30 protein-coding genes are annotated in these 26,338 nt (G+C 61.4%); 10 read left to right on the top strand and 20 right to left on the bottom strand.

All coding sequences use genetic code 11. From position 1 onward, the window contains the following. Nucleotides 1-99 precede the first annotated feature (99 nt). The 13 genes from ACWBU6_RS24855 to ACWBU6_RS24795 all read right to left on the bottom strand — a co-directional run bounded on the left by ACWBU6_RS24855 (nucleotide 100) and on the right by ACWBU6_RS24795 (nucleotide 7,514). Nucleotides 100-462, bottom strand: coding sequence for a hypothetical protein (locus ACWBU6_RS24855; RefSeq protein ID WP_452646005.1), 363 nt, complete (start codon nucleotides 460-462; stop codon nucleotides 100-102). A 111-nt stretch (nucleotides 463-573) separates the two neighbouring features. After that, complete coding sequence (locus tag ACWBU6_RS24850; protein ID WP_452646004.1) at nucleotides 574-1,014, bottom strand: hypothetical protein; 441 nt, start codon at nucleotides 1,012-1,014, stop codon at nucleotides 574-576. 107 nt (nucleotides 1,015-1,121) lie between these two features. Then, on the bottom strand, nucleotides 1,122-1,619 hold the full coding sequence (locus ACWBU6_RS24845) for a hypothetical protein (RefSeq protein ID WP_452646003.1): 498 nt from the start codon (nucleotides 1,617-1,619) through the stop codon (nucleotides 1,122-1,124). After that, nucleotides 1,619-1,915 (bottom strand): hypothetical protein, encoded by a 297-nt coding sequence (locus ACWBU6_RS24840; protein ID WP_452646002.1) that lies wholly within the window; start codon nucleotides 1,913-1,915, stop codon nucleotides 1,619-1,621. Before ACWBU6_RS24840 ends, ACWBU6_RS24845 begins: the two co-directional genes overlap by 1 nt. Before the next feature lie 19 nt (nucleotides 1,916-1,934). Beyond that, entirely contained in the window at nucleotides 1,935-2,171 is a 237-nt protein-coding gene (locus ACWBU6_RS24835) for a hypothetical protein (protein ID WP_452646001.1), read from the bottom strand. 54 nt (nucleotides 2,172-2,225) lie between these two features. Next, nucleotides 2,226-2,585 carry a hypothetical protein gene (locus ACWBU6_RS24830; RefSeq protein WP_452646000.1) on the bottom strand — a complete coding sequence of 120 codons (360 nt, stop codon included), beginning with the start codon at nucleotides 2,583-2,585 and terminating at the stop codon, nucleotides 2,226-2,228. Between the two features lie 27 nt (nucleotides 2,586-2,612). Beyond that, nucleotides 2,613-3,056, bottom strand: a complete 444-nt coding sequence (locus ACWBU6_RS24825) for a hypothetical protein (RefSeq protein WP_452645999.1) — start codon at nucleotides 3,054-3,056, stop codon at nucleotides 2,613-2,615. After that, entirely contained in the window at nucleotides 3,056-3,472 is a 417-nt protein-coding gene (locus tag ACWBU6_RS24820) for a hypothetical protein (protein ID WP_452645998.1), read from the bottom strand. Before ACWBU6_RS24820 ends, ACWBU6_RS24825 begins: the two co-directional genes overlap by 1 nt. Before the next feature lie 12 nt (nucleotides 3,473-3,484). Then, complete coding sequence (locus ACWBU6_RS24815; protein ID WP_452645997.1) at nucleotides 3,485-3,991, bottom strand: DUF4240 domain-containing protein; 507 nt, start codon at nucleotides 3,989-3,991, stop codon at nucleotides 3,485-3,487. 11 nt (nucleotides 3,992-4,002) lie between these two features. Then, nucleotides 4,003-4,746 carry a hypothetical protein gene (locus tag ACWBU6_RS24810; RefSeq protein WP_452645996.1) on the bottom strand — a complete coding sequence of 248 codons (744 nt, stop codon included), beginning with the start codon at nucleotides 4,744-4,746 and terminating at the stop codon, nucleotides 4,003-4,005. Next, nucleotides 4,747-5,730 carry a hypothetical protein gene (locus ACWBU6_RS24805; protein WP_452645995.1) on the bottom strand — a complete coding sequence of 328 codons (984 nt, stop codon included), beginning with the start codon at nucleotides 5,728-5,730 and terminating at the stop codon, nucleotides 4,747-4,749. Nucleotides 5,731-5,859: 129 nt separating this feature from the next. After that, on the bottom strand, nucleotides 5,860-6,678 hold the full coding sequence (locus ACWBU6_RS24800) for a sugar phosphate isomerase/epimerase family protein (RefSeq protein WP_452645994.1): 819 nt from the start codon (nucleotides 6,676-6,678) through the stop codon (nucleotides 5,860-5,862). Beyond that, nucleotides 6,675-7,514, bottom strand: a complete 840-nt coding sequence (locus ACWBU6_RS24795; RefSeq protein ID WP_452645993.1) for a phytanoyl-CoA dioxygenase family protein — start codon at nucleotides 7,512-7,514, stop codon at nucleotides 6,675-6,677. Before ACWBU6_RS24795 ends, ACWBU6_RS24800 begins: the two co-directional genes overlap by 4 nt. Nucleotides 7,515-7,599: 85 nt before the next feature. On the opposite strand from ACWBU6_RS24795, the gene ACWBU6_RS24790 reads away from it, so the two are divergent. Continuing rightward, nucleotides 7,600-8,553 (top strand): LysR substrate-binding domain-containing protein, encoded by a 954-nt coding sequence (locus ACWBU6_RS24790; RefSeq protein WP_452645992.1) that lies wholly within the window; start codon nucleotides 7,600-7,602, stop codon nucleotides 8,551-8,553. A gap of 7 nt (nucleotides 8,554-8,560) precedes the next feature. Continuing rightward, on the top strand, nucleotides 8,561-9,742 hold the full coding sequence (locus ACWBU6_RS24785) for a DUF418 domain-containing protein (RefSeq protein ID WP_452645991.1): 1,182 nt from the start codon (nucleotides 8,561-8,563) through the stop codon (nucleotides 9,740-9,742). On the opposite strand, the gene ACWBU6_RS24780 is transcribed toward ACWBU6_RS24785, so the two are convergent. Then, complete coding sequence (locus tag ACWBU6_RS24780; RefSeq protein WP_452645990.1) at nucleotides 9,709-10,737, bottom strand: hypothetical protein; 1,029 nt, start codon at nucleotides 10,735-10,737, stop codon at nucleotides 9,709-9,711. The genes ACWBU6_RS24785 and ACWBU6_RS24780 overlap by 34 nt on opposite strands. A 109-nt stretch (nucleotides 10,738-10,846) precedes the next feature. Here ACWBU6_RS24780 and ACWBU6_RS24775 point away from each other — a divergent pair, with 109 nt between their 5' ends. Together ACWBU6_RS24775 and ACWBU6_RS24770 are read left to right on the top strand one after the other, a co-directional pair. Beyond that, entirely contained in the window at nucleotides 10,847-11,302 is a 456-nt protein-coding gene (locus ACWBU6_RS24775; RefSeq protein WP_452645989.1) for a hypothetical protein, read from the top strand. A gap of 44 nt (nucleotides 11,303-11,346) precedes the next feature. Beyond that, complete coding sequence (locus ACWBU6_RS24770; protein WP_452645988.1) at nucleotides 11,347-11,628, top strand: hypothetical protein; 282 nt, start codon at nucleotides 11,347-11,349, stop codon at nucleotides 11,626-11,628. Here ACWBU6_RS24770 and ACWBU6_RS24765 read toward each other — a convergent pair. After that, a complete protein-coding gene (locus ACWBU6_RS24765; protein WP_452645987.1) occupies nucleotides 11,612-12,250 on the bottom strand; it encodes a hypothetical protein in 639 nt (212 codons plus the stop codon). The genes ACWBU6_RS24770 and ACWBU6_RS24765 overlap by 17 nt on opposite strands. A 51-nt stretch (nucleotides 12,251-12,301) precedes the next feature. Between ACWBU6_RS24765 and ACWBU6_RS24760 the strand changes: the two genes are divergently transcribed. Further along, entirely contained in the window at nucleotides 12,302-12,625 is a 324-nt protein-coding gene (locus tag ACWBU6_RS24760) for an apolipophorin (protein WP_452645986.1), read from the top strand. Here the strand turns inward: ACWBU6_RS24760 and ACWBU6_RS24755 are convergent. Then, nucleotides 12,622-14,697, bottom strand: coding sequence for a diguanylate cyclase (locus ACWBU6_RS24755; protein WP_452645985.1), 2,076 nt, complete (start codon nucleotides 14,695-14,697; stop codon nucleotides 12,622-12,624). The genes ACWBU6_RS24760 and ACWBU6_RS24755 overlap by 4 nt on opposite strands. A 279-nt stretch (nucleotides 14,698-14,976) precedes the next feature. Between ACWBU6_RS24755 and ACWBU6_RS24750 the strand changes: the two genes are divergently transcribed. Both ACWBU6_RS24750 and ACWBU6_RS24745 read left to right on the top strand, forming a co-directional pair. Next, on the top strand, nucleotides 14,977-15,852 hold the full coding sequence (locus ACWBU6_RS24750) for an ABC transporter ATP-binding protein (RefSeq protein ID WP_452645984.1): 876 nt from the start codon (nucleotides 14,977-14,979) through the stop codon (nucleotides 15,850-15,852). Then, nucleotides 15,849-17,402 carry a hypothetical protein gene (locus ACWBU6_RS24745; protein ID WP_452645983.1) on the top strand — a complete coding sequence of 518 codons (1,554 nt, stop codon included), beginning with the start codon at nucleotides 15,849-15,851 and terminating at the stop codon, nucleotides 17,400-17,402. Before ACWBU6_RS24750 ends, ACWBU6_RS24745 begins: the two co-directional genes overlap by 4 nt. Here the strand turns inward: ACWBU6_RS24745 and ACWBU6_RS24740 are convergent. The 4 genes from ACWBU6_RS24740 to ACWBU6_RS24725 form a co-directional block, all read right to left on the bottom strand. Then, on the bottom strand, nucleotides 17,399-19,360 hold the full coding sequence (locus tag ACWBU6_RS24740; protein ID WP_452645982.1) for a methyl-accepting chemotaxis protein: 1,962 nt from the start codon (nucleotides 19,358-19,360) through the stop codon (nucleotides 17,399-17,401). The genes ACWBU6_RS24745 and ACWBU6_RS24740 overlap by 4 nt on opposite strands. Before the next feature lie 76 nt (nucleotides 19,361-19,436). Next, the gene (locus ACWBU6_RS24735) at nucleotides 19,437-21,218 is read right to left on the bottom strand and encodes an ABC transporter ATP-binding protein (protein WP_452645981.1); all 1,782 of its coding nucleotides are present in this window, start codon (nucleotides 21,216-21,218) and stop codon (nucleotides 19,437-19,439) included. Further along, entirely contained in the window at nucleotides 21,205-22,956 is a 1,752-nt protein-coding gene (locus ACWBU6_RS24730) for an ABC transporter ATP-binding protein (RefSeq protein ID WP_452645980.1), read from the bottom strand. Before ACWBU6_RS24730 ends, ACWBU6_RS24735 begins: the two co-directional genes overlap by 14 nt. A gap of 167 nt (nucleotides 22,957-23,123) precedes the next feature. Next, on the bottom strand, nucleotides 23,124-23,720 hold the full coding sequence (locus ACWBU6_RS24725) for a phasin family protein (protein WP_452645979.1): 597 nt from the start codon (nucleotides 23,718-23,720) through the stop codon (nucleotides 23,124-23,126). A 174-nt stretch (nucleotides 23,721-23,894) separates the two neighbouring features. Between ACWBU6_RS24725 and ACWBU6_RS24720 the strand changes: the two genes are divergently transcribed. The 3 genes from ACWBU6_RS24720 to ACWBU6_RS24710 are packed head-to-tail and all read left to right on the top strand — an operon-like array spanning nucleotide 23,895 to nucleotide 26,255. Continuing rightward, complete coding sequence (locus tag ACWBU6_RS24720; RefSeq protein ID WP_452645978.1) at nucleotides 23,895-25,196, top strand: amidohydrolase family protein; 1,302 nt, start codon at nucleotides 23,895-23,897, stop codon at nucleotides 25,194-25,196. Between the two features lie 34 nt (nucleotides 25,197-25,230). Then, nucleotides 25,231-25,752: an N-acetyltransferase family protein gene (locus ACWBU6_RS24715; RefSeq protein ID WP_452645977.1), complete on the top strand. Its 522-nt coding sequence runs from the start codon at nucleotides 25,231-25,233 to the stop codon at nucleotides 25,750-25,752. After that, nucleotides 25,749-26,255, top strand: coding sequence for a GNAT family N-acetyltransferase (locus ACWBU6_RS24710; protein ID WP_452645976.1), 507 nt, complete (start codon nucleotides 25,749-25,751; stop codon nucleotides 26,253-26,255). Before ACWBU6_RS24715 ends, ACWBU6_RS24710 begins: the two co-directional genes overlap by 4 nt. The last annotated feature ends 83 nt before the right edge of the window (nucleotides 26,256-26,338 follow it).

Raw genomic sequence — 26,338 nt, 5'->3', positions numbered from 1 at the left:
TGGAGCGAGTGCATGGATGGCGGCGCCAGGTCCGAAGTGAAATGGTGTGATAGGCATTGAACGTCTGTCAGTACGTTATCTTTCCATTCGTAGCCGTCATCATCGAGATCCTAGCCAGAGAAGGGCTGCGACGGCCAGGAAGACAATCCAGGACAAGTGCCGGCCACGGGTGAAATACAGGGGAAACAGAGCAGAAATCAAAGCGATGGCGCTGAAGGTGCGAAGAACCATTGTGGCATTGAGATCTTGTCCCGATGCCAGGAGAACGATGGCCGCGATACCCCACCAGACCAAGGTGAGAAGGTGCCAGACAAATCTCAGCGTACCTGTAGTGAAGCCCGTTCCGCCAAAAAGCTGGGGGAGGTTGTCGCGCTTGAAGAGGCGTATCAGGATGTAGCGCTCGCCAAGGTAAGAGTGGGCGACGCCGGTAAGGAAAAGCAGCAGTGCGGCAATGGTAAGCATTTATGTGTAGTGGTCGCGATCTGATCTGACATTGTGCGTCAGTTGGGAGGGGCTTCCGCCCCAACTCGGACGTTCGCCCTTAATTGAAAACGTCGGTAAGGACTTCGGCTGCTATCTCATGTCAGACTTGACGCTTTTACGTTTGAGCTCAGCTTTAATCTTAGCTGCGATTTCATCTTCCTGAAAATCTTCTATAACGCTAGAACCGCTACAGGTTTCAATGCTCTGCTGGTCTTTCGTTTTGAAGATGATATATTTCGCTGATACAAACATAGGGACGTTACAGCCACTATTTCCCGTTCCGGTCGAGAGCACGATTTCCTTGGTACTGGCAGCCCCCTTTAACACACTGCGCCTCTGAAAAGTGCCTTCAATGTATGACCATTTTTCGGGATAATCTCCCGGCTTGATTTCAGCACGCTGAAGGGTTGCGATGAAAATCTCGTCTGCCTCATTTACCCGCTGAGCTAGCGGCGTGAACTGACAGCTGCACGCACGAGCATCAGCATTTAGCAGGACCAGCGCAGCAAACGCAAAGATAACCTTTTTCATAAACCCTTCGCTTCAATTTTCATCGGCAGCTGTCAGCCGTTTTCGGACCAAGAAGGACTCTAAATCATATGACAATCAGTGTCAGATTAAGTTTGAACCACCACAATTTATGGATGTACCACGACCGTGAGTTTGTTGCTGTCGGTATGGATCGGAACAGCGCTGTGTCCCGATAATACATAGATTCCAGGCTTGGAGAACTGTACCTTGCGGTCATGGCTGACGGCGTTTACTAATGTTGGGACATTCATCCGGGCCAGGCCAGGCGGATCGATTTGCCAGTTGAGATTGGCCGCAACCTCGCTTTCATAACCGGACATAGGCTGCGCCCACCAATCGCTTCCCTCCGGAAGCTGTGCGAGTCTGGTCCGGACCCAGTCGCCGGTAACGGTGCGCGATGCGTTCAGTGTAATCCATTCGCCCACCCTGGCTTCGCCCGGCCCCCTGATTTCAACGATGACCTTTACGTTTGGCGCGGCGACGTAGCCGAATTCCGGTAATTGCTCCGCGGCGTGCGATTCCGGTCCGGTCGATTGTTCCCTGTTCCCGCAGCCCGTAGCCGCAAGCACAAGGCATAGGCCTATGAGTCGCATTGGCGTTGACATCAGGAGGTCCACATCGGCAGCCCGGGTTTTGGCATGCCCGCTACCAGAAGGTGCTGGTGTTTTGGGCAGAACAGCTCCTGATACCACCCGTAATGAGGGTCGTTGCAGATTGACGCTTCGATGATGTCCGGAAGCGCGGCCTTTGGTATAGCGAGGTCTTTTGATAAGTGGGCGAAGACCGAACCTTTGCTGGGCCAATCCGTCACCGTCGGCTTCTCGGACAATGAGTTACCGCTGGCGAGTTCCCTTGCCAGGATCGGGGCCAGCTCTTCACAGAAAAGTGTCGTGGATTTCATCGGCATCTATCAGCGGATTTTACGCGTGCTGGAACAGGAACCACATCAGGCATGCGACGAGAAGCCCGAAAGCCATCACGGCAAATCGGTAGAAGCGAACCACTTTTAACTGCCGCTGCACCGATAGCGTGTGCAATTCAAATGCAGCCTTTTGCGCAGCGACTGATTCGCCAGCGAGGCGGCGGTATTCCTCCAGGTGCTGGCGATGCAGGTCTCGAATTTCGGTAAGCAAGGATTCGATCTTTTGATTTTCCATTCTGTCATCCCTTATATTGTTCCGGTTCCGGAGGGTATCGTTTCGCTGAGCCCATCAAGGATCTCCTCGACGTTCACGGCTGAAGATCGATCGGGTCCTGAACTGCTTTATCGGCCAGGTATCGTATTCGCCATCAGCAGGATGGCCGAGTGGTCCGTTCTGGCATGTGCCAACATTGGTTCCTGATATCGAATATTCGAAACAGCGATCCGCTCCAAACGACAGGCCCGATCGCAGCATGTGTCTGCTCAAGGGATGAATGAACAAGGTCAGGCCCCCTGCTAAAGGTGCGATCTGATTCGCATCGCTCAGTTCAATGGTTTGCTGGTCGTCGTAGAAGGATAGCGACAGATTTTCCGTGATCAGGGCATCATCAATTTCGATTCGCCCTTGAAGATTGAATTTCGATTCCACGATCTGCTCCTGATCAACCGCCGAAGTTCAGAACCCGAAGCCTGCGCCGAGACTAAGCTTGGGGTGGCGGCCGTCTCCTTTCGGGAACATGACGCCCGCCCGGAAAATTACCACCTGTGCTTCGATGCCATAGTATTCAGTGTAGGCATCGGCCAGCCATGGGTTAGCGCGTGTTTTCCAGCGTGCGAGGTCGATACTGCCCCAGGCCACCCCATGTCCTTTGGCCACCACGCGGTAGCCGACAAACTGTTTGCTGCCGCGAAGGCCAAATTCGTTGCCGATAGTGATAGCGGAATCATCGCCGGCCGGCAGCGCGAGGCCGACGCGTGCTGAAACGCCGAGTGGCGCGTTGGCCCATACGCCGAGGGTCGTGTAGTCAAGTGGATCAAACGCTTTGCCTTCTGCATGGGCGAAGGCGCTGGAAAGAGAAGCCATGAGCGCGATAACAATTTTGTTTCCGAACTTATTCATTACTGTTTGCAGCTATTTTCGTTGAAGGTGATGGAGGCGACCGGCTTTCCGTTCATGTCCGAGTACGTGAACGCCTCCGATACGCCGTGTTGATAAAGGTCTTTTGACTGCTCGTTCTGGCATGACTGCGCCTTAAGAACAGGGAAGAGCTTTGTCGCTACTTCGGCCCGCAGAGGCTCGGAGACTTGGGCCGAGACCAGCGTGTATCGCTTTTCCAATGTGTGTTCAGTGGCCACCACGGCATCGAGTCGAGTCAGGTGGTCAACCATCACGGGAAGCTCTTTGCTGGATTGTGCTGCAATCTTACTGAGCGCCTCGGGCGAATAACGCTCGGCGATTTCTGCCTTCATATACTGGACGCTGCCCAAGCCTGCGGCGGCGACGACTATGGCAATGCCAATGAGGATTTTATTCATGGTCCGGGGCCATCAGTCGAACCTCTTGGACAGTTCGGGGAATCTGGCTTCCAGGTCTTCTTCCTCCCACGGCGTGCCTGCCACTTCCCGCGCTATCGGCAAGCCGTGTTCGGGGAAGTCATCATATGATTTACCGGTCTTCTCCTCCCAGGCCTGGGACGCCAGGTACTGGTAGCCCTCGACCTGGCAATCGCCGTCATGGTCCTCGACGAGATTTGCGAGCGAATCGGCGTCGGCCATTGCCGCTTCATATATTTTCTCGCCCCGTGAGATCAGCCAGCCCCTGAAGTCCATGAAACCATCGTCTGAGCACCCGCCGCCAATGATGTAGGCCGCCCCCCAGAGATCCCAATGGTAGGCACGCGCATGGTAGGCGCTCAAGTGGAAATCGAAGGAGACGATTTCCTCCGGCGGCATCTCGCCAAGGAGCTCACCAAGCGTCTCAAGCTGCTGCTCCGGATCGCCGCCGGCAGCTTCCCGCGATTTGTCGATGATGCTCCAGAATCCCGCTTTGTCCATAGTTGCTCTCCCTAATCTTGTTTTCGGAACAGCCGACTGAAGAATCCCTTCTTCTTTGCCTTTTTGGCATCGTTGTCGGCGACAGCTGCCGCAAGCTGTTCAAGCGCCGCTTCGCTGTAAAGGATCGCGCCATCGGGGTGGCAGTTGAATAAATTCGACAGGCTCGAACTCGCGTCCAGGTTGAACGGTCTCGGTTCAACCACCTCCGTGGCTTCGACAAGACCATGGCCGTTTCCAATGGCGTCGTCTACGGCTTGCCAGAAAATGGCCAGGCGCCCGTGGGAGAATATCTCGTCCAGTTTTGAGCGCACGATCGGATCCGATTCGTAATCCCTGCGTAATGTCTTAAGCGATTCGTTCGAAAGATAGACGCCGCCGCAGTAATTCTCGGTCAGGCGATTCTCAAACTTTCGCCCGCGAAGATTCTCCGGCACAAGTAATGCCCAGTCGCCGACATACCGGGCCATCACGCGATCGTCTGCCAGGAACGAGAAGGCGCCGCCACGGATGTAATGATGTTTCCTCAGGAAGCCAAAAATGATGGCCACGTAGAATGCGTGACCTTTGTTGAAGGGAACGTCATCGCCGATGCGCCTGGCTTCCTCAAAGCGGATACGTAACTGCTCGGCGTAAAAATCGTCCACTTCAAATTGTGTTACCAGCGATTTGTAGTAATCCTGGTCTGCCAGCCCTTTGAAGTAGATCGAGCGGATCTCGTCTGCTCCAACAAGGTGATAGGTAATGTCCCATCCCATTTATCGCTTCTCCAGGCGGTTGATCAGTTCAAGCACGTCCTGCCGCTTTACGAAGTTTGCAGAATTGCGGGAGTTCGGCGTCGGACGCGCGCCTTTGGCGACCAGCAGTTCGATAATACCCATGCTGCCGCCAACGATTGCAGCATCGAGCGGACTTCCCTTTCCCGGCATATAGAAATCAGCCTTTGCGCCGGACTGCAAAGCCGCCTTCACGCCCGCCATATCGTTGTGGCCCGCCGCGGAAATCAGGCGTTCATTTGCATCGAGGCCTTCATCGCTGCGCTGTGCGGAAATGTCCAGGTTGGGCAGGATTGCATCTTTTGCCGGTCCAAGCGTCAATCGGGATGGCGTGCGATAGTAATATGGCGGCACGTCCAGGTTGAAGGCGGAGAATTGCTTTGCCTGTTGAGCCGGTACCGCCATTTCTGCCTTCAGCACCCTGCCTGCAACGTCGAACCATATCCCCCTGCAGGAATCGAAGAATGGTGCCGATTTGTCCGTGCGCTGGTTTGTTTCCACAAATTGAAGCCGGCATCCAGAGTGCGGGCTCCAGGCACCGATGACCAGGTACTCGTCCTGGAGCGATCGAAAAGATGTCTTTTCGATTGATGGCAGGCTAAATGCCAGAAGTCGCGCCCAGACTTTTGAGGTCGAGACCCGGTGTGAGGCAGCAATGGATTTGGCCCAGTTTTTACCGGCCGGATCTGCGAGTTGGGCGGTCGTATTGCTACGCAGGTACTTCAAGTCTTCCGGTGTGCGCCGGTAAATCAAGATTGGCCTGTCAGCGTATTCGATCTGCATATATTTGCCTGGCTGGAGACCACCCAGGTTGACTTCCACGCCAGCGTTTGCCTTCTGCAATTGCGCGCGAATATAGCTTTCCGGGAAGTCATCTGCCAGCGCGATATTCGCTTGGCAAGCAGCCAACAAGGTGATGGTTCCTAGTACCCGGCTTATCGGCTTACCTACTTGGCCTGCGCTCATTTGTCGTGTCAAAGGGAAATCTTGCGATTGTGCAATTAGCAGTATGACACTGAACGGGGAAAAGTCCAATCCCGGGAGAAATCCAGGGCATGCATCATCATGCCCTTTGTGTGCGCAGCACAGATCGGATTACTTGCAGTAGCGATTGCGCAGCAACTCCAGCATCGCCACGTTCTGGTCCCATGCGTTGCTGACCGGCTGGCCGGTGTAAGGCAGGGTGAAGGTGTAAGGCGCCGGGCCGAATTCCGGCGTGAGCGTCATGCGTTCGGCGCCGTCGTTGCGGCGCAATTCGATGATGCGGTCCCACCAGGACAGGTGGGCCTTCAATGCTTCGGCATTCTCCGGCGCGCGGAAGTCAGCCACTTGCGGGCCTTGCTGGTGGCCGACGCGGGCGTGGATGTGGCGCACGCGCGGCAGTACCTTGGCCAGCGTCAGCTCCTGGTCTTCCAGCAGCGATTCGCATGCCACGCACCAATGCGAGAGGTCTGCGTTCAGGTGCAGTTGCGGCAGGCGATCGAGGTAGGGCAGCAGCAGCATCGGGTGGCCGCTGAAGCGGCTGCGGTGGATCTCGTGCACGACCGGCACGCCGTATTCCTTCGAGATGCCAGCGGCAAGTGCGATCAATTCTTCATTCTGCTGTGGCGTGTACCAGTCCTTGCCTGTGTGCGAGTTCACCAGCACGGGCTGCACCTCGCAGGCATTGCGCAGCAGCTCGCCAAGCGCCTGCTTGTGTGCTTCAAAGTCGCTATGGAACACTGTCTCCCATTGGGCGACAATCAAGTCCAGCCCGGCGTTGGCGATCTTGTAGACCCAGTTGTCGCGCTGGGCGCGGTCCAGCGGCAGCGACATTTCAATGCCGTCGAACCCGGCCTCTTTTACCTTGGCGATGAAAACGTCCGGCGGCAGGTCGTTGCTGCCCCAGTGCGGCGCGAAGATGCTGATTTTCACAGGAAGCCTCGCACCGGGAAGGAGTTGTCGCGCTGGATCCAGTTGCGCCGGGAATACTCGGTGCGGCCGTCGGTCACGTGCAGCGTGTAGGCGTGGCGCGAAACCGGCGAGCGGTTAGGGGCGCTGTAGTGCGGCAGCAAACCATGGAAGCAGACCAGCGAACCGGCCTTGCATTCGAGCGGCACGGCGGTGGCGTCGGTTGGCCATGGCGTGTTGTCCAGCTTTTCCACGCGCACCTGGTCGCCTTCGCGGATGAAGCGTTCGCGCAGCGGCGAGCGGTGGCCGCCCGGTTCAGCCCACATGCAGCCGTTTTCCAGCGTGGCGTCTTCCAGGGCGAACCAAAAGGTGGTGACGCTGATTGGCGTGGTGTCGAAATAGGTGGCGTCCTGATGCCAGCGTACTTCGCCGCCAATGCCAGGCTGCTTGAAGATGTACATCGATTGCCAGACCTGCGGCTCGGCCAGCCCGATATCACGGGCGATCTGCTCCAGGCGCGCATCGGCGGTGAAAGCGCGGAAAGCCGGGTCGAGGTCGTGCATGGCGTGGCCGATCTTGTTGATCGACAGTTCCTTGGCCTGCTTCAGTTGGCCGTCGGGCCCGAAAGCTTCCTCTTCAAAGAAGCAGCGAATGGTGTTGTCCGAGCCGAGGAAATAGTCGTCGGCCTTCTTCTCCTGCTCCTTGGTGGTGAAAATGCCTTGCGCGACTGCAGGGTCGAAGTCATGCACGACTTGTGCGGCGCGCGCGCGCAGGGCGGCGATTTCTCCTGTGGTCTTGAAGCCGGGGATGATGATAAAGCCATCCTCGGCATATTGGGCTTTCTGGGCGTCGGTCAGCATGTGTGCTCCTTTTCTTAACTTGGGTCATTGTAGGGAAGCCATTGGGCGCAAACAACGCGCAAACGGTTGACACTTTGTCTCTAAAATGGAGACAATCCACGCCATGGACCAGCTCAAGGCAATGGAAATCTTCGTGGAGGTGGCGCGGCAGCGCAGCTTCAGCGGCGCCGCGCGCCGGCTGGGCATGACGCGTGCCATGGTCAGCAAGCATGTCATCGCGCTGGAAGAGCGCCTTAATGCACGCCTGCTGCACCGTTCCACGCGCGATGTGAGCCTGACCGATGCGGGCCAGGCTTACCTGGAGCCTTGCGCCCTGGCGGTGCTGCAGGCACAGGAGGCGGCGCGGGTGGTGACGCATGCCGGCATCGAGCTGGCGGGGCCGTTGCGGATACAGGCGCCTTCCAGCTTCGGCAGCGAGTGGCTGGCCGATGCTGTGGCGCGATTCAGCTTGCCGCATCCACAGTTGTCGCCGCTGTTGCACGTGGACGATGCGCTGCTCGATCCGATCGAGCATGGCTTCGACCTGACCATCCGCGTCGGCGGAATTCCTGACAGCCGTGCGCTGGCGATACGGCCCCTGGCGCCTTGCCGCGGCGTGCTGTGCGCTTCGCCCGCCTATCTGGCGCGGGCGGGACGGCCGGAGGCGCCGGAAGACCTGCATCGCCACCAGTGCCTGCATTTCAGCCACCTGACCGGCGGCATTGCGTGGCATTTTGCGCGCGGCGAGGAACAGGCTACGGTGCGGGTGACGCCGGCCTTCACAGCCAATAACGGCATGGTATTGCAGCATGCTGCCCTGCGCGGGCTGGGCATCGTCTACACCACAACCTTCCTGGCCTGGAGCGACATTATCGAGGGGCGGCTGGTACCGGTGCTGAGCGACTGGGAGCTGCCCCTGAACCATTTGAGCGCCTTGTATCCGGCCACTCGCCAGTTGTCGCCGAAGGTGAGGGCGCTGATCGACTTCCTGGTGGCGGAATACCAGCCGGTGCCGCCCTGGGATAAAGCGTTGGCAGGGGCGGGGTTGCTAAATATATAATCGGAGGATGAACCAGCACCGCTTCCTCCAAATCGATGCCCTGCGCGGCTTTGCGCTATTCGGCATCCTCGCCGTCAATATCTGGGCATTTGCCGACCCCTATTTCGCCACCGGCGTGAACAATCCGCGCTATGCCGGTGTGCTTGATGTGGCAGTGCGTTTCGTGGAAGCGCTGCTGTTCGAGGCCAAGTTCTACCTGTTGTTCTCCTTCCTGTTCGGCTACAGCTTCATGCTCCAGGCTTGGGCCGCCGCGCGTGCAGGCGCCGCGTTCCGTCCGCGCATTCTGCGCCGCGCGGCTGGGCTGGTGCTTTTGGGCGTACTGCATGGCTGCTTCCTGTTCTACGGCGATATCCTGCACCTGTATGGGGTGCTGAGCACGCTGCTGCTAGTCTGGTATGGCCGTCAATGGCGCACGGCCGAAAGCGCTGCGCTGCTGCTGATGCTGGCAGCCTTCATGCTGGTGGTGCTGGGTGTGGTGCTCATGTTCGCGCCAGAAACGGGGGCACCGGACCTGAAAGACGTATTTGCCAAGGTGGCTGCCTTCCACGGCGATGCGCGCAGCACCCAGGCGTATACGATGGGCGAGTTTCCTGCGACTGCTGCGCTGCTGATGTTCGGCCAGGGCCCGAGTGCACTGGCGATGTTCCTGCTTGGCCTGGGGGCCGGGCGTGCACATCTGCTTGAGAGCGTCGAATCCATCGACCAGCTGGTGCGGCCGGTCTTGCGTCTTGGCGCCACGTTCGGGCTCGGTGGGGCGCTGCTGTATGCGGCTGCTTCCGAATTCGCGCCGGGCGGGGTGCTGATGATTTTCGCCACGGCGCTCAACTACCTGACCGCGCCGCTGCTGGCGGCCGCGTATGTCGTCGGCCTGATGCTGCTGTTCGAGAGCCGCTACGGCGCGCGGGTGATCGCTGCACTGGCACCAATGGGCAAGCTCGCGTTGAGCAACTACCTGCTGCAGTCCCTGGTCATGGCTTTGCTGTTCACCGGCTACGGCCTGCGCCTGTGCGACGAACTTCCTCCCATCGCCGTGCTGGCGCTGGTGCCGGCCATCTATCTCACGCAAATGGCCCTCAGCGCATGGTGGCTCAGGTACTTCACCTACGGCCCGGCCGAGTGGGTGCTGCGCGCAATCACCAACTGGCAGTGGACGCCTCAGGAAGCGGGAGCCCAGCCGCCGTCGCGGTAGACCTGGTCGCCGTCAAGGTAGACGGCGTCTGTCTGGACGAAGACGTCGACGTGGAAGCGGGCGTCCTTGCGCTTGAACTGGGGCTTCTGGTACTGGCCGTGCTTGGCGCCCAGGGAAAGGTGGATGCCGCACATGCGCTCGTATGTGCCGATATCGTCCACCGTGCGTTCGCGCGAGAAGGCGCGGTTCATGCCGAAGCCGAGCTCGCGTACCCATACTTCGCCTTCATGTGCGCGGATGATGGCCAGCATATTGTCGAATTCCGGCGTGCTGTTTTCGGCGCCGGTCACGCGGCCTTTTTCCACGATCATGGTGATTGGCGTGGCGGGACGGTTGACGTGGAAGGTGGTGTCGCCGAACACGAAAACCCTGGCGCGGCCGTTGACTGCTTCCAGGTCTTGCGCCTCGGTGAACACTTCGCCGATCGGGAACAGGCCGCCGACATTTTTCATGGCGCTGTAGTCGCCGATATTCAGCTTGGCTTCTTCAAACGGCGAAGCGAAGACCAGCCGTTCGCCGCCGCTTTCCACCACGCCCGACTGCGCGCGGTCGATGCGCGCCTTCAGGGCGTGGCCGACGCCGCGGTAATACGCCGGGTCGTAGGCCAACGCGTCAATATAGACAAGACCTTGCTCGCCTGGCATGCGTGACAGATGCATATGTTCGATCACCTTGAGGCCACGCTTGAACAGCTCCATGCGGATGCGGTATTCGTTCAGGCGGAAGCTGGTGGTCTGCACCAGCACCACCAGGTCGCCCGCCTGCAGTTGTTCGAAAGCCGCCAGCACATCGTCCGGCTGCACCGTGTCGAAGTCGATGCAGCGGCCTGCCGGCAGGGCCGCGCGGTAGGCGTCGGCCAGCACCTGGGACAGTGGGCTGCGCAGGTCGAATACCAGCAAAGCCCGCTGTGGCGCGGCATATTCGATGGCGTGGGCAAGCAGGTCGCGGACGTTGCGGGCTGCCGAATCGCGGGCGGCAGGTGGAAAAGCGGTCATTATCAGGCTATAAAGAGGATGAGGCATGGGCATTATACGGCGCGCCGCCGCTTGAACCGGGAAAGGGCGCGAGGTAGAATCGGAAGAATATAGCCGGGGAGAAACATCAATGGGTGTACAGTTTGGCCAGGACTTGCCGCTGCAGCGGCCCGATGAGGCGGATAGCCGTGCGGCCATCTTCGTCCCGACTGCCAATATCAAGGAAGATATCCTGTCCGCGGTCCGCAAGGGCGCGGCGGTAGTCGGCTATGGCAATCACGACCACACCTTGACCATCTATTACGAGAGCAACCGTTTCAACGAGCCGACCCTGGCCAAGTGGGAGCAGAAGGCGCGCAAGGCGTACGACCGCCTGCGCGACAACCTGCCGACCACCTCGAAGATGGTGTGCAAGCTGGATAACTTCGAACAGATCGGTTACATCAGCAACAAGGGCATCACGATCCGGCGTCGTGCCAGCCTGGACCGCTGGCTCGAGTTCTCGGACGCCCAGGATTCCGCACCGGAAGGCGATACCGTCGCCTTCGCCCCGCCACCGCCGCCCAAAAAGATCGTCGCCGATTAAGACTCGGTGCTACCATCTGCCCAAAGCCAAAAATCGGAGGGCAGATGCAGGTAAGCCTATTAGCTGCAGGTGTTGCATTCCTGTTGGTGTTGCTGGCATCCAACGCCATCCGGCGCGCCTACATGCGCCATGCCCAGGAACGGGGAACCGAGCTGTCGGCCGCAGACACGGCAGGCTGGCTGCTGTTCTTCGGACTGGCATTCCTGGCTGCCGCCCTGCTTGGGGTGCTGAACCTTTCCAAATTCCTCAACCTGGCGTTTTGCAGCACCCTGCTGGTGTTCGGGGTCGCCGCGCTGGTCGGCGCCTTCGTCATTGGTCGGCGTTAGCGTCGTCCTGCCAGGCCACCGGAATGTTGCGGATCTCGTTGCCGTTCCACGCGGTGACCAGCCCTTCCACGCGCTTGCCATCCACCTTCAGTGCGGCCACGTGGTAGCGATAATCCGGCCCGAACTGGCGTTCGGCCGAGCGCCGCGCGCGTTCCGCGACTTCGCCATTCAGCAGCTGGGACAAGGTGGCGCAAACCACCAGCGCCAGCGCGGCCCCGCTGGCGGCAGCGAAGCCCATATGGCCCGGTTTGTGGCCGGCGGCGCGGCGCGCGGCCAGTACGGCCGGGGCGCCGAGCGTGCGGTACAGCCAGTGCAACAGCAGCAGCCAGGTCGCGCTGAGGACCAGGGAAGGCAGGATGCGCGGCTGCAGCTTGAGCTGGGTCAGGGTCAGGTCGACCGGCTGCATCAGGGGCCAGGCCAGCATCATCACGCCAAGGGCGCACAGCGCGAAGACAGCCATCCAACGTACCAGCGATGCCACCTGCAGGCTGCCGTACAGCAAGCCGACTCCGGCTGCTGCGCCAAGCAGGAACAGGCCGGACCGGATGGCCAGCAGGTCGCAGGTGCCCAGCACCACCAGCACCATGCCCGCCCGCTTAAGGATGGGAATGTGCGCGTCCATTGGAGTATTCTAGCGTAACATTTTCGATATGCTGGAAGGAAAGGAGACACCATGAAAAGCATCATTGCCGTGCTGTTTGCCACGCTCGCGCTGGCCCTGGGCGCTTGCCAGAAACCGGACGACAAACGCATCGGCCCGGCCGAGCAGGCCGGGCGCGAAATCGACCAAGCCGCCAGCGTTGCAGGCGAAAAGCTGGACCAGGCAGCCAGCAAGGCGGAAGAAAAACTGGGCCAGGCCGGCGAGAAACTGGACCAGGCGGCCCAGCAGGCTGGCGAAAAACTGAACAAGGCGACTGAAAAGCTCGGCGAGAAGGTCGAGCAGGCCGGCAAGGAAATGCAGGAGTCGGCCCGCGAGGCGCGCAAGGAAAAGCACTAGTTTCCGGACTTGCTCTTGAGCGGCACCACATTGGAAGGCGGCGGTTCTTCCGGCATGGTGCCGCCCAACACCAGCGTCAGGTCGACAAAGCCGGCACGCCAGGCCTGTTCCAGGTTCTGCTCGATGGTTTCCATCGAGGTTTGCTCGAAGTTGGTGAAGCCGCGCACGCCGTAGGCACGGTTGCGGCCATGGGCTTTGGCCAGGTACAGCGCCATGTCCACCAGGTTGACCGCGCGTTCCCAGGGCAATGGCACGCCGCCTGGCGCCAACGGGAACGGCGCAAAGCCGACCGATACATTCACGTGGATCATGTGGTCCTGGAACGGCACCGGCTGCGACGACACGCAGCCCAGGATGCGGCGCGCGATGTCGTCCACGCCGTTGCGCGGGATGGCGGGCAGGAAGGCCAGGAACTCTTCACCGCCCCAGCGCACGATCATGTCGGTCTCGCGCAGCGCAACGCGCAGGCTTTCCGCAATCATCTTCAGCACCGCATCGCCGGCCGCATGGCCGTAAGTGTCGTTGACGTGCTTGAAGTGGTCGACGTCCAGCAGGAACAGGGCGCCGACAATGTCCTCGCCGTTGGCACCGCGCCGCTCCACCTGGTTATGCGTACGCATGTACTCCTGGAAGTGGCGGCGGTTGTACAGCGCCGTCAGCGGATCGAGCGAGCTTTGCGCCTTCAGCTCGAGGTTCTTCACTTCCAGCTGGGCGTTGGCCTGGCGCACCTTGCGGTACAGCAGGCCGACAATCACCGCAGCCAGCGCGAACACGACCGCCAGCAGCCACCAGATGCGCTGCTGCAGGCGGCGAGCAGTGAGCTCCGCGCCCTTGGCCTGGTTTTCATGCGATAGCTGTTCGATCTGGCGCTTCTTCTTTTCGGTGTCGTACTTTTCCTGCAGCTCCCACATGGTTTTCTTGCGCTGCGATTCGAACAGTTCGTTCGAAATCTGGCGCTCGCGGTGGTAGGCTTCAACGGCGCCCTGGTAGTCGCCCACGCGTTCCAGCGCTTCGCCGTACTCGGTCAGCAGGGCCTGCAGCTCCGGCTTGTCGCCGGTTTTTTCGAAGTAGGCCATGCCGAGCGCAAAGGACTTCTTTCCTTCAGCGACCTTGTTGATGCCCATATAGGCCTGGCCGGCATTGATGCGCGCGGTGGCTTCGTTGGCTTCGTCGCTGGCCTCGCGCGATGCGGCCGATGCCTCGTTGGCAAAGCGCAGCGCGGCCGGGAAGTCGTGCAGCTTGAGGTTGATGTCGGACAGGTTGACCAGCGTGGTGGCGATCATGCCGCGCGCGCCGAGTTTGCGGGTCAGGTCGAGGTTTGCCAGCAGGGCGCGCATGCCACGCTTGTACTGGCGCGTATCGACCGCCAGGCCGTATTCGGTGTTGTTGGCGATCGCCATGCGGCCCGGCGAATTCAGGGTCTCCGACACTTCGAACGTCTCGCCAAGCGTTTCCCATGCCTTGTCGTACTCGCGTACCTGGGTGTAGAACAGGGTCAGGGCATTCAGCGCGCTGGCCAGCGGCACCTTGTCGCTTTCAATCTTGTGCGCCATCTCCACCGCCGACTGCAGGCGAGCCAGGGCTACCGGGTAGTTGCCCTGCTCGGCGTAGCTCTGGCCAGCCGTGATGGTGGACTGCACGCGCAGCACCATGTCGCTGGTGCTGCTTGCCAGCTTTTCCGCGTCGAACGCCAGTTCGTGCGACAGTTGGTACTGGTTCATTGCCGAGCGCACATACGCCTTGGTCAGCAAGGCTTTGGCGATAATGATCTTGTTGTCCTGCGCGCGCCCGAAGTCGTGCAATTCTTCGGCCAGGGCGAGCGCAACGTCCTGCCTGCCAAGGCTGCGGTGGGTGAGGCTGAGCTGGGTCAGGAATTCGGCACGTGTCAGCGCCGGTGCGGAACGGGCCGCCGGTTCCATCTGCTGCAACTGGACCAGGGCTTTCTCCGGCACGAAGCGCACCAGTTCGCGGATCTGGGCAATTTCGCTGTCCAGCGGGGACTGGGCGAAGGCCAGGCAGGGCGCGAGCAGGCAAGCGCCAGCCAGCATGCGCAGGCGCTTGGAGATCGTCAAAACCGGAAAGCCTGCCAACTTGGGTCCTTGGGGTCGCATGAGCAAGGTGTGCGGTTCATTATATGCCTGTTGCAAGCGGGAAATCCGCAACCTCACTCACTATTTTCATGATAGAGGTCGTAACTGTGGGGAAAATACAAGTGGAAATTCCACTTGTGTAACTTGTTGCCATAAATGCCACCCAGGCCTCGATTTCGACCGTTCGTCGCAACGCCCATGCGGGCTCGATGCGAGTTCGCTACAGTCCGCCTCAACAACATTCCTGAGGCGAAGAACAATATGCTCGAACTGCGCAATGTCAGCAAAACTTTCCGCGACCTGACAGCGGTCGACGACGTTTGCCTGAAACTTGGTAGCGGCGTGGTTGGCCTTGTCGGTCACAACGGCGCCGGCAAGACTACCTTGATGCAGCTGGTCGCTACGCTGTCGCGGCCGACCTCCGGCAGCATCCTGTTCGACGGCAAGGACATTGTGCGTAATCCGGATGCCATGCGGCGCCGCCTTGGCTTCCTGCCGCAGGAGTTCGGGGTCTATCCCAAGCTGACGGCACTGGAGTGCATGCAGTATTTCGCGGCGCTCAAAGGCGTGCGCGATGCGGCCCGCATCCGCCACCTGCTGGAGCTGGTAAATCTCGCCGAGCATGCGCGGCGGCCGGCGGCATCCTTCTCGGGCGGCATGCGGCGGCGCCTGGGAATCGCGCAAGCTTTGCTGAACGATCCCGATATCCTGATCGTGGACGAACCGACGGCGGGACTCGATCCGGAGGAGCGCTTGCGTTTCCGCCGGCTGTTGTCCGAGCTGGGCTTCGGCAAGCTGGTCATCGTGTCGACCCATATCGTGCCGGACGTGGAGAGCATCGCCGGCCAGCTGGCCATCATGCGCAAGGGGCGCCTGCTTGCGCTGGAAGCGCCGGAAGCCATCCTGCAGCGGGCGCGCGGCCAGGTGTGGCAGGCCAGTGTCGATACGGCCGATTACGATGCGCTGCGCAAGCGCTTCCATGTGCTGCAGGCGCAGCGCCAGGGCTCGCAGGTGCAATTGCGCCTGGCCCATTCGGAACAGCCGATGGCGGGAGCTCACGCGGTCGAGCCTAGCCTTGAGGAGGCCTTGATGGCGCAACGCTACGCGCTGTCCGAGCCGGTGGCGGCGGCAGCATGAATACGCAGGCCTTGCGCATTCTTGCGCTTAACGAAGTCCGTTTGCGCCTGCGCCGCCTGTCCACGTTGGTGGTGCTGCTGGCGGTGGTGGCCCTGTGCTGGATTGCGATTGCCGATCCTGCCGATGGCGTCACGATGATGGTGGTCGACCAGAAGCGCGTTCTCTACACCAGCCAGGCGTTGGCCTTTGGCAGCGCGCATGTCGCCGGCCTGCTGCTTGGACTGGCAGGCTTTTACCTGGTGCGTGGACGGGTGGCGGATGACCTGCAAAGCGGCATGGGGGCGGTGATCGCTGCAACGGGCGCCAGCAATGCCTTGCTGGTGTTCGGACGCTGGCTGGGCGGCGTGGCTTACCTGATGCTGTTTGTGCTGGCCTATCTGGGTTCCACGCTCGCGCTGCATGCCTTGCGGGGCGAGGGGCCGGTCCAGCTGTTGGTCTACTTGCAGACCTATACGTTGATGCTGCTGCCCGTTATCAGCTATGTGGCCGCCTGCGCGGTCCTGTTCGACAATATCGGACCACTGCTTGGCAAACGCGGCGACGTGCTCTTCTTCTTCCTTTGGTGCATGCAGTTCGGCGCTCTCGCGGGCGTGACTGAGCATCCGGGTGTGCTGTGGCCCATGTTCTTCGATTTTTCCGGACTATCGGTGGCTGTGACCTCGCTGCGCGAGCACTTCGAAACAACGCACCTCAGCCTGGGGCGGAACGGGTTCGATCCGGCCGGAGCGGCAATGGTGCTTCCCGCCCGCCTTTGGACGCTTCAGGCGTGGGCCATCCGCGCGACGACGCTGGCGCTGTCCCTCCTGCTGTTGCTGCCGGCTACGCTGTTCTTCCACCGCTATTCGCCGGACCGGGTACGTCCGCGCTCTGCACGCGGCAGGCGCTTGTCGGCGTTGGCTGACCGGGTGCTCCATCCGGTGGCGGTAGCGGTACGGCCCTTGCCGCGCCTGGCGATGCGCGTGCCGGGTTTTGCGGGAGAAGTGCTGGCCGAGGTGGCACTGGTATTGTCGATGGCGCCCGCTGCAGCGTTGGCGCTGGCAGCAGGCACCGTGGCGGCGGCGCTGGTGGCGCCAGATGTGCTGCCAGGCGTGATGACTGCCGGCGTCGCATGCTGGGGCGTGATCGTGTGCGGCATCGCGCCGCGCGACTGGCAAAACGGGGCGGATGCGATGACCGGCGCGCTGCCGGGCGGCATGGTGCGGCGCTACCTGCGGCAATGGACGGCCAGCCTGGTGCTCGGCCTGCCGCTGGCGGTCGTCGCTTTGCGCTGGTCGCTTGACGAACCGGTGCGCGCTGCCGCTGCACTGGCCGGCGTCCTGGCGCTCGCTGCGGCCGCCAGCCTGCTGGGCGGCTTGACGCGCGGGGCGCGGCTGTTCCTCGCCCTGTTCCTGTTCACATGGTATATCGCGCTCAATGCGCCGAAGGAGGCGGCACTCGATCTGGTTGGCTTTAATGGCTCCGCCAGCGTGGGTTCTGCAGCCGCATGGGCGCTGGCGGGCAGCCTCGCATGGGCGGCTGGATACGCCCACAGCCGCTGGCGCCGCGCCTAGAATTCTTCCCAGTCGTCGCCTGCGGGAGTGGTGTTGCGGACTGTCGCGGCCGCCCGTGGTGCTTTCCCGGCCGGCACTGCCGTGGCCGACCTCTGCCTCGGGGCTGCAGCGGCGCCACGCGCGCCGTCGGATGAGGCCGCGCCGCCAGCATGGCGCGGTGTTCCGGTAGCGAGGCCGCCCGCGGGGCGGATGCCGGTGCGGGATGCCTGGCGCGCCGGCATCGAGGCGGTCACCGCAAGCCCGGTACGCGGACTCACAGCGGCCTTGCCGGTTGCTGCCAATGCGGCAGCACCGCCTTTCAGCCGGAAGATGCTGACCGCCTGCGCCAAGGCTTGCGCCTGTTCCTGCAAGCTTTCCGCCGCAGCCGCTGCCTGCTCGACCAGCGCGGCATTTTGCTGCGTCATGGCATCCATCTGGCCGATCGCCTGGTTCACTTCGCCAATGCCGCTGCCCTGTTGCTGGCTGGCGCTGGTAATCTCCCCCATGATGCCGGCCACCTTGTGAACCGAAGCGACAATGCGTTGCATGGTGTCGCCGGCGGCATCGACCAGCCGTCCGCCTTCCTCGACCCGCGACACCGAGGCGCCGATCAGTTCCTTGATTTCCTTGGCTGCCGCGGCGCTGCGCTGCGCCAGGTTGCGCACTTCCGACGCCACGACCGCAAAGCCGCGACCTTGCTCGCCGGCGCGCGCCGCCTCCACCGCCGCGTTCAGCGCCAGGATATTGGTCTGGAATGCAATGCCATCGATGACGCTGATGATATCGCCGATGCGCGCCGAGCTGTCCTTGATGGCGCCCATGGTCGCGACCACCTGCGACACCACGTCGCCACCTTGTTCGGCCACCTGGGCGGCATCGGCTGCCAGCTGGTTGGCCTGCTGCGCATTGCTGGCGTTCTGCTGCACGGTATCGGTCAGGTTTTCCATCGCACTGGCGGTTTCTTCCAGCGAGGAAGCCTGGGTTTCGGTGCGGGCCGAGAGGTCGGCATTGCCGGTGGCGATTTCAGTGGTGGCCACCGTCATCTGGTCGGTGCTGTTGCGGATGTTGCCGATCATGTCGGCCAGGCCCTTGTTGATGTGCTCCATCGCTTGCAGCAGCTGGCCGATCTCGTCGCTGCGGCCGGCATCGATGTCGCGGCTCAGGTCGCCACCTGCAATGCATTCGGCGGTGTCGATCGCCTGCTGCAGACCGGAGCGGATGTAACGGTAAGCGAAAAGCAGGCAAGCGACGGCAGCGATGACCGACATGGCTTGCAAAGCCTGGGCCAGGCGCTGGGCCCGGTCGAAGGCTGCACCGGCAGCAGCCACTTCGGCGCTGGTGCGCTCGTCGAGGAGGGCCAGGAATTCGTTCACCGGCTGCATGATCCTGGCCTTGTTCTGGTGGTAGGCCTGGTCGTGCATGATGCGCCGCGCCATCTCCGGATCGGGCGCCTCCTCGCGCGTGAAGCCGCCTTTACCGTCATCGAATTTTCCCTTGACCGCATTCATCGCGATCACTTCTGTGTGGACCAGTTCGTTGGAGTTCGCCTCAGCCTCCTTCAGCTTGGCGAATTCCTGGTCGGTGAAACCTGCCCGCTTCATCAACTCCGACAGGGCGATGCTCTGGCCGGAGGAGGGCGTTACCGGCATGCCTGCAGCCACGAAGTCCCAGTAGATGCGTTCATAGTTTTTCGGGCGCGGCTTCTGGCCGTTGCGGATGGCCAGGATGTCCATGTACTGTTGCTCGTAAGCCGCATCGCCCGACACCACATAGGTACGCGCCAGGCGGGTCAGGTCATCGGAGCTTTGCCGCAGTTCGTCGGCCAGCAAATAGGACTGGTAGCGAGAATCGGCGGCCTGCTTGGCCTCCGCCTCCTTGTTGGAAACGCGTAGCAAGGCCAGCATGGTCAGCGTTGCCAACACCACCGTGATGGCAAAAAACGCAATGAAGATACGTTTGATGGATAGGTTCTTTTGCATGGCGCTGTCCCCCCTGGAGGACAGCATACCCCGACTACCAAGCGACTAGTAATTCTTATCGTGCGGAAACAATAAGTCAGGCGGCCAGCTGTTGCAAAAGATAAAGGCGCTGGTACAAGCCGTTATCAATTTGCATAAGGTCTTCGTGCGGTCCCTGTTCCACAATACGTCCGTGATTCAGCACGATGATGCGGTCCGCTTCGCGAATGGTGGACAGGCGGTGCGCGATGGCGATGATGGTGACCTGGCCGCGCAGCTCGTTGAGCGCCACCTGCACGATCTGCTCGGTATGCGAATCGATGCGCGAGGTCGCCTCGTCCAGCAGCAGGATGCGCGGCTTGCCTGCCAGTGCGCGGGCAATGGCGATCAGCTGCTTCTGGCCGGACGACAGGCGCGAGCCGCCTTCGCCCAGTACCGTGTCATAGCGGTCCTCCATTGCCATGATGAAGTCGTGGCAATGGGCCGCGCGCGCCGCAATCTCGATTTCGTCCTGCGACAGGCCGCGGCCCATATCGATATTCTCGCGCGCGGAAGCGGCAAGCAGGAAGGGATCTTGCGGCACCAGTCCCACATCGGAGCGGAATTGCTCGTTATCGATTTCGTCCAGTTGCATGCCGTTCATGCGGATGCTGCCGTGCGGGGCGGGATAGTAGCGCAGCAGCAGCGACAGCAGGGTTGATTTGCCGCTGCCGGTGTGGCCGACGATGCCGAAGAAGGAGCCTTGCGGAATCTCCAGCGACAACTGGTGCAGCACGCGCTGGCCCTCGATGTATTCGAAATCCAGGCCGCGGATATCGATGGCGGAAGCGCCGTCGTCATTGGCCGCGTGGCGCGTGTGGGCGCCGGCGCGGTGCTCCGCTGCACTCTGTTCGCCGAGCAGGACCGCCACACGCGATGTTGCCACTACCGATTGCTGCAGCTGGCTGAACTGCATGGTGATCTGGATCAGCGGCTCGATCACGCGCGCGATATAGTTGATGAAAGCGTACAGCACGCCCACTTCCGCTGCGCTCATGTCGCGCTGGCCGAACATGAAGATCACGGATGCCAGCAGCAGGATGTTCAGCATGTCCAGAGCGGGGCGCAGCAGCCAGGCATTGGCGCGGATTTCAGCCAGGCGCTGGGTGTAGTGTTCCGCATTGGTGCTGGCAAAGCGTTCCCCGAAGCGCTGCTCCGCGTTATTCGCCTGCAGTACCGTCATGCCGCCGATGGATTCGGCGATCTGGGCGTTGATGTCGCTGCGCAGCTGGCGCGCGCGTGTCACGGCCGGCGCGCTCAGGCGCTGGTAGGCCCACACGATCACCAGTACGAAAGGCAGCAGCGCCACCACGATGGTCATCAGGCGCCAGTCCAGCCAGGCCATGGCAGCCACCGTGCCGAGCAGGACGATGGTGCTGTCCAGGATCACGAACAGCACCTGGATGTACAAGCCTTTCACCGCCTCGGTGTCATTGGTGACACGCGATACCAGTTGGCCGGTGATGGCGCGGTCGAAGAAGGCCATCGGCAGCCGCAAGACATGGCTATAGACGCGTTCGCGCAGCCGCTGCACCGAGCGCATGGCCACGCCGGACAAGCGCACCAGCTGCAGGTAGCGCACCCAGGTGGCGATCCAGCCGGTCAGCAGGACGCCGCCCAGCAACAGGGCCATGCTGGCCCAATCCAGGTGTTTTGGCAGCAGGTGTTCGTCGATCAGGCGCTTGCCCAGCAATGGACCGAGGACTTCCATGCCGGCCGCAAAGGCCAGCCACAGGACGGCCCAGCCGAGATGGTGCAGGTCGGGACCGGAAGCTTCTTTCAGGAGGCCGGCGGCTTGGCGCGTCTGTTCGCGAGCGCTCTGTTTATCAGGCTGCGTCAAGGCTGGCCTCCAGTTGTTGGTAGCGCCACTGGCTGGCATACCAGCCGTTCAGCGCAAGCAATTCTTCGTGTGTACCCGACTCGGTAATGCGGCCATGCCGCAGCACCACGATCTGGTCCGCATCCACCACGGCGCTCAGGCGGTGGCTGGCAATGATGGCGCTGCGCGTGGGGTGGGCACGGCGCAGTTCCTCCAGGTGTTCGAGGATGGCGGTTTCGGTGCCGGTGTCCACTGCCGACAGGGCATCGTCCAGCAGCAGCAAGTCGTTGTCCGACAGCAGGGCACGCGCAATCGCCACCCGCTGGCGCTGACCGCCGGACAGGGTGATGCCCTTCTCGCCGACCTCCGTTTCATATTTGTGCGGGAACAGCAGGATGTCGTCATGGATCGCGGCCAGGCCGGCCGCGCGTTCGACATCCGCACGCGTGGCGCCGGGCTTGGCCAGCGCGATATTGTCGGCAATCGAAGCGGAGAACAGGAAGGATTCCTGCGGCACCCAGCTGATGGCCGCGCGCAGCGCCTGCAGGGTGTACTGGTCCAGCGGGTGGCCACTCCATTTAGCGCTGCCGTGCGCAGGCGTGACCTGGCGCAGCAGCACGCGCAGGAGCGTCGATTTCCCGGAGCCGGTCGGCCCGACAAGCCCGAGGGTCTGGCCTGGCTTCAAGGTGAGCGAGATATCGGTCAGCGCCGGCTCATGCTGGCCGGGATAGGAAAAACCGACGCCGTGCAGCTCCAGGTTGCCGGGAGCGACGTGCGGCAGGGTGCCGTGGTCTTCGATGGTCAACGGCGCATCGAGCATCGGCTGCAGGCGCGCATAAGCGGCGCGGCCACGCTCGATCAGCGACAGCACCCAGCCCGCCGCAAACATCGGCCATATCAACTGGCCGAGATACATGCTGAAGGAAGTCAGTTCGCCAATCGTCAACTCGCCGCGCCACACCAGGAAGCCGCCCAGGCCCAGCGACAGTCCGGTAGCCGCAGTCAGCGCCAGGCCGACGGCAGGTTCATACGCCGCTTCCCAACGCTGCGCGGTAAGGCTGGAATCTGCAGCGGCGCCGGCCAGTTCCTCGAAGCGCTTGCTGCTGCGCTGTTCCAGCCCAAGCGCGCGCAAGGTGCGCACGCCGGACAGGGTTTCCTGCACATGATCGTTCAAGGCGCTGAAACGCTTCAGCGAATCGGCCGAAGCAGTATGGATGTGCGACGAAATGCGCCAGAAGGCCCAGGCCATCAGCGGGAAAGGGATCAAGGCGAACAAGGCCAGGCGCCAGTCGACGCCGACCAGCATCATGCCCAGCACCAGCAGCAGCGTAAGCGAACCATCGAAACCAGCCAGCATCGCCTCGCCGGCCGCCATCTCGATGGCATCGATATCGTTGGTGGCCAATGCCATCAGGTCGCCGGTGCGCTGCTTCTGGAAGAATTGCGGGCCTTGCAATGACAGACGGCGATAGAAGCGCGTGCGCAGTTCGACGCCCAATTGATAAGCGGCCGAGAACAGCTTCATGCGCCACGCCACGCGCAGACCGTAATTCGCTACACCCAGCAAAAGCAGCAAGCCGATAGCCTGCCACAAGGCCTCGCGGCCAAGCGTGCCCGCCGCCAGGCCATCGACCATGAAGCCGATCTGGCGCGGAATCCAGATACCGATGATTGCAACGCCGGTCAGCATGGCGCCGGCGGCTGCGTAAGGACGCCAGTGGCTACGGACGAAGCCACCGATCAGGCGCGATAAACTCATATGCTTATTAGATAAATGCTGCCAAGAGCCTGCAAGCATACCTCAGGGCAGAATTTTTCGCCGAGCGCCCCTCCGCGGATAAAAGTCGGGGTCAGCTCCGGCAATCGGACATTTCGCCGCGCGAAATGTCCGATTGCCGGAGCTGACCCCGACTTTTAAATTACTTGTTACTTGTGCGCTTTGGCGCTGTTGGCGTTGGCGTTGGCGTTTTTGGCGTCGGGGAAGTTGCCGGCCGGCTTGGCTGGTTTGGCGTCGGCTTTGACTTCGGGCTTGCTTTCGAGCGCTTCAGGTTTGGCTTCTACTTTTCCTTCAGCTTTGGAGACTGGCTTGGCTTCGGCTTTGGCCACCTTCGGTGCTGGTGCGGGAGCTGGTGCCGGAACTGGCGCCGCAACCGGTGCGGACAGCTTTGGTACTTGCGCGACTTGATTGCCGGCTTCTTTCAACTGCTCTTGCGCTGCCTGGAACAGTTCCGCCTGGGTCTTGCTGGCGATGCTGAACAGCTCGCGGTTGTAGGCGAACAGGCCGTCAAGGTTCGGCGCGCGCGCCGTGCTCTTGGCGAAGAAATCTTGTGGGTCTTTCGCTTCCAGCAGTTCGCGCGCGGCAGCGGAACCTTTTTCGACGGAGGCTTTGGTGGTGCTCAGGTTGAGGGCAATCACCTTCTGTGCGCCTTCGAAGGCCGTGGTGGCGAAGTTGTTGAGGATTTTCAGCTGCGCTTCCAGCTGCGACTTGGTGGCTGCGGAAAATTGCTCGGGAATCGAAAACATATTTTCTCCTGGATCGATGGGAAATGGTGCGCTGCAATAAACCCATTCTAGCGACGAAATATGGTAATGGAAAGACATTTTTGCCGACTATCGAAGCAAAAGTTATGCAGTGCAACATTGCATGCCCTGCGCAGCCTGCCTACAATCGGCCATCCTTACCAGTGGAGCCATGCGATGGATCTTGTAATCCGCAATGCCAGCTTGCCCGATGGCCGCCAGGGCATCGATATCGCCATCGACCAGGGCCGCATCGCCGATGTCGCTCCCGCCCTGCAAGCCAAAGGTGGGCGCGAGATCGATGCGGAAGGCGATCTTGTCACGCCGCCTTTCGTCGACGCGCATTTCCATATGGATGCCACGCTCAGTTACGGCTTGCCGCGCGTGAACCAGTCCGGCACCCTGCTGGAGGGTATTGCCCTGTGGGGCGAGCTGAAGCCGCAACTGACGCAGCAAGCCCTGGTGGAACGCGCGCTGCAGTATTGCGATTGGGCCGTGGCGCGTGGCCTTCTCGCCATCCGCAGCCACGTCGATGTGTGCGACGACCGCCTGCTGGCCGTGGAGGCGCTGCTCGAAGTAAGGCGCCGCGTCGCCCCTTACCTGGATCTGCAACTGGTGGCCTTCCCGCAGGATGGCGTGCTGCGCAGCCCGACCGCGCTGGATAACCTGAAGCGCGCGATCGCAATGGGCGTCGACGTCGTTGGCGGCATCCCGCATTTCGAGCGCACCATGGCCGATGGTGCGGAATCGGTGCGCATCCTGTGCGAGTTCGCTGCGCAGAAGGGGCTGCGCGTCGATATGCATTGCGACGAATCGGACGATCCCATGTCGCGCCACATCGAAACGCTGGCGTTTCACACGCAGCGCCTTGGCCTGCAAGGCCGCGTGGCCGGTTCGCACCTGACTTCCATGCATTCGATGGATAACTACTACGTCAGCAAACTGCTGCCGCTGATCCGGGAGGCCGGCGTCGCCGCGATCGCCAACCCGCTGATCAACATCACTTTGCAAGGCCGCCACGATACCTATCCCAAGCGCCGCGGCATGACGCGCGTGCCGGAGATGCTGGCGCAAGGCATTGACGTCGCCTTTGGCCATGACTGCGTGATGGATCCCTGGTACAGCCTGGGCTCAGGCGATATGCTGGAGGTGGCCCATATGGGCCTGCACGTAGCGCAGATGACCGGGCAGGAGGCAATGCGCGCCTGCTTCAAGGCCGTGACGGAAACGCCGGCGAAGATTCTCGGCCTTGAAGGATATGGCTTGCAGCCGGGCTGCCACGCCGACCTGGTGCTGCTCGATGCCGGTGACCCGGTGGAAGCTATCCGCCTGCGCGCCGCAAGGCGGCTGGTGCTGCGGCGCGGGCAGGTGGTGGCGGAATCGCCGCGTGCGGTGGCGCGCCTTGCCTTGCCGGGCCGGCCGCAGCAGGCGGATTTCCGGCTGTCCGGGCGCGCTGGACTTGCCAAGGAAAATGCATGAAAATTCAGCATCATTCCTGCCGCTGGGAGCAGCTTTGAAAGATATCGACATCCGCCCGGCCAGCGAGGCCGACTTCGACTCCATGTGGACTATATTCCAGGAGTTGATCGCCAGCGGCGATACCTATTACTTCGCGGCCGAGACCAGCCGCGACGACTGCCATGCGTTCTGGTTCGGGCGCGGCATCAAGACCTGGGTCGCCGTGCTGAATACCGGCCGCCTGCTTGGCATGTACCGCCTGCTGCCCAACCAGCTTGACCGCGGTTCGCATGTCGCCAACGCTTCCTTCATGGTCAGCCCTGCCGCGCAAGGCGTGGGCATCGGCAAAATGCTGGGCCGCCATTGCCTGGAACAGGCGCGGCGCGACGGCTTCCTCGCCATGCAGTTCAATTACGTTGTAAGCACCAATGTTTCTGCCGTGCTGCTGTGGAAGCGGCTCGGCTTTTCCGTGATAGGCACGCTGCCGCGCGCTTATCGGCACAAGCAGCTCGGTTTTGTCGACGTGTATGTGATGTACAAGTTCCTGGCCGACCCTAACGATTGGCCGGAGCAATGATCGATACCAAACGACTGACCCTGCGTCCCGCAACCCTTGATGATGCATCGTTCTACCTGCGCCTGGTGAACGAGCCTTCCTTCCTCGAAAACATCGGCGACAAAGGCGTACGCGACCTGAAAGGTGCACGTGCCGCCTTGCTTGCCGGCCCGATCGCCATGCAGGCCCAGTTGGGCTATTCGTTGTGGATGGTGATCCGCAAGGACGATGGCGCCACCATCGGCATGTGCGGCTTGATCAAGCGCGACACCTTGCCCGATACCGATATAGGCTATGCCTACCTGCCAGCCTTTTGGGGCCAGGGATATGCCTGGGAAGCTGCGTCGGCTGCGGTGGCGTATGGCCGCGATGTTATTGGTTTGCCTCGCCTGCTGGGTATCGTTTCACCCGGCAATACTGCGTCGTCGGCGCTGCTGGTCAAGCTCGGCATGCATTTTGTTGAGCGTTTCGCCACGGGGAAAACCGACCTTTACCGCATGGAGTTTCCCCCGCGCCACAACTAGGTTGTTGCGAAAACAGGTTTCTTGGCTTTTAGTACTTTAAGGCGCATGATGAAGATTGCAGTCCAGAAGGCATAATGCTGCCT

The sequence above is a fragment of the Pseudoduganella sp. HUAS MS19 genome (genome assembly GCF_053615455.1).
This window is presented reverse-complemented; position numbering and strand designations above follow the sequence as displayed.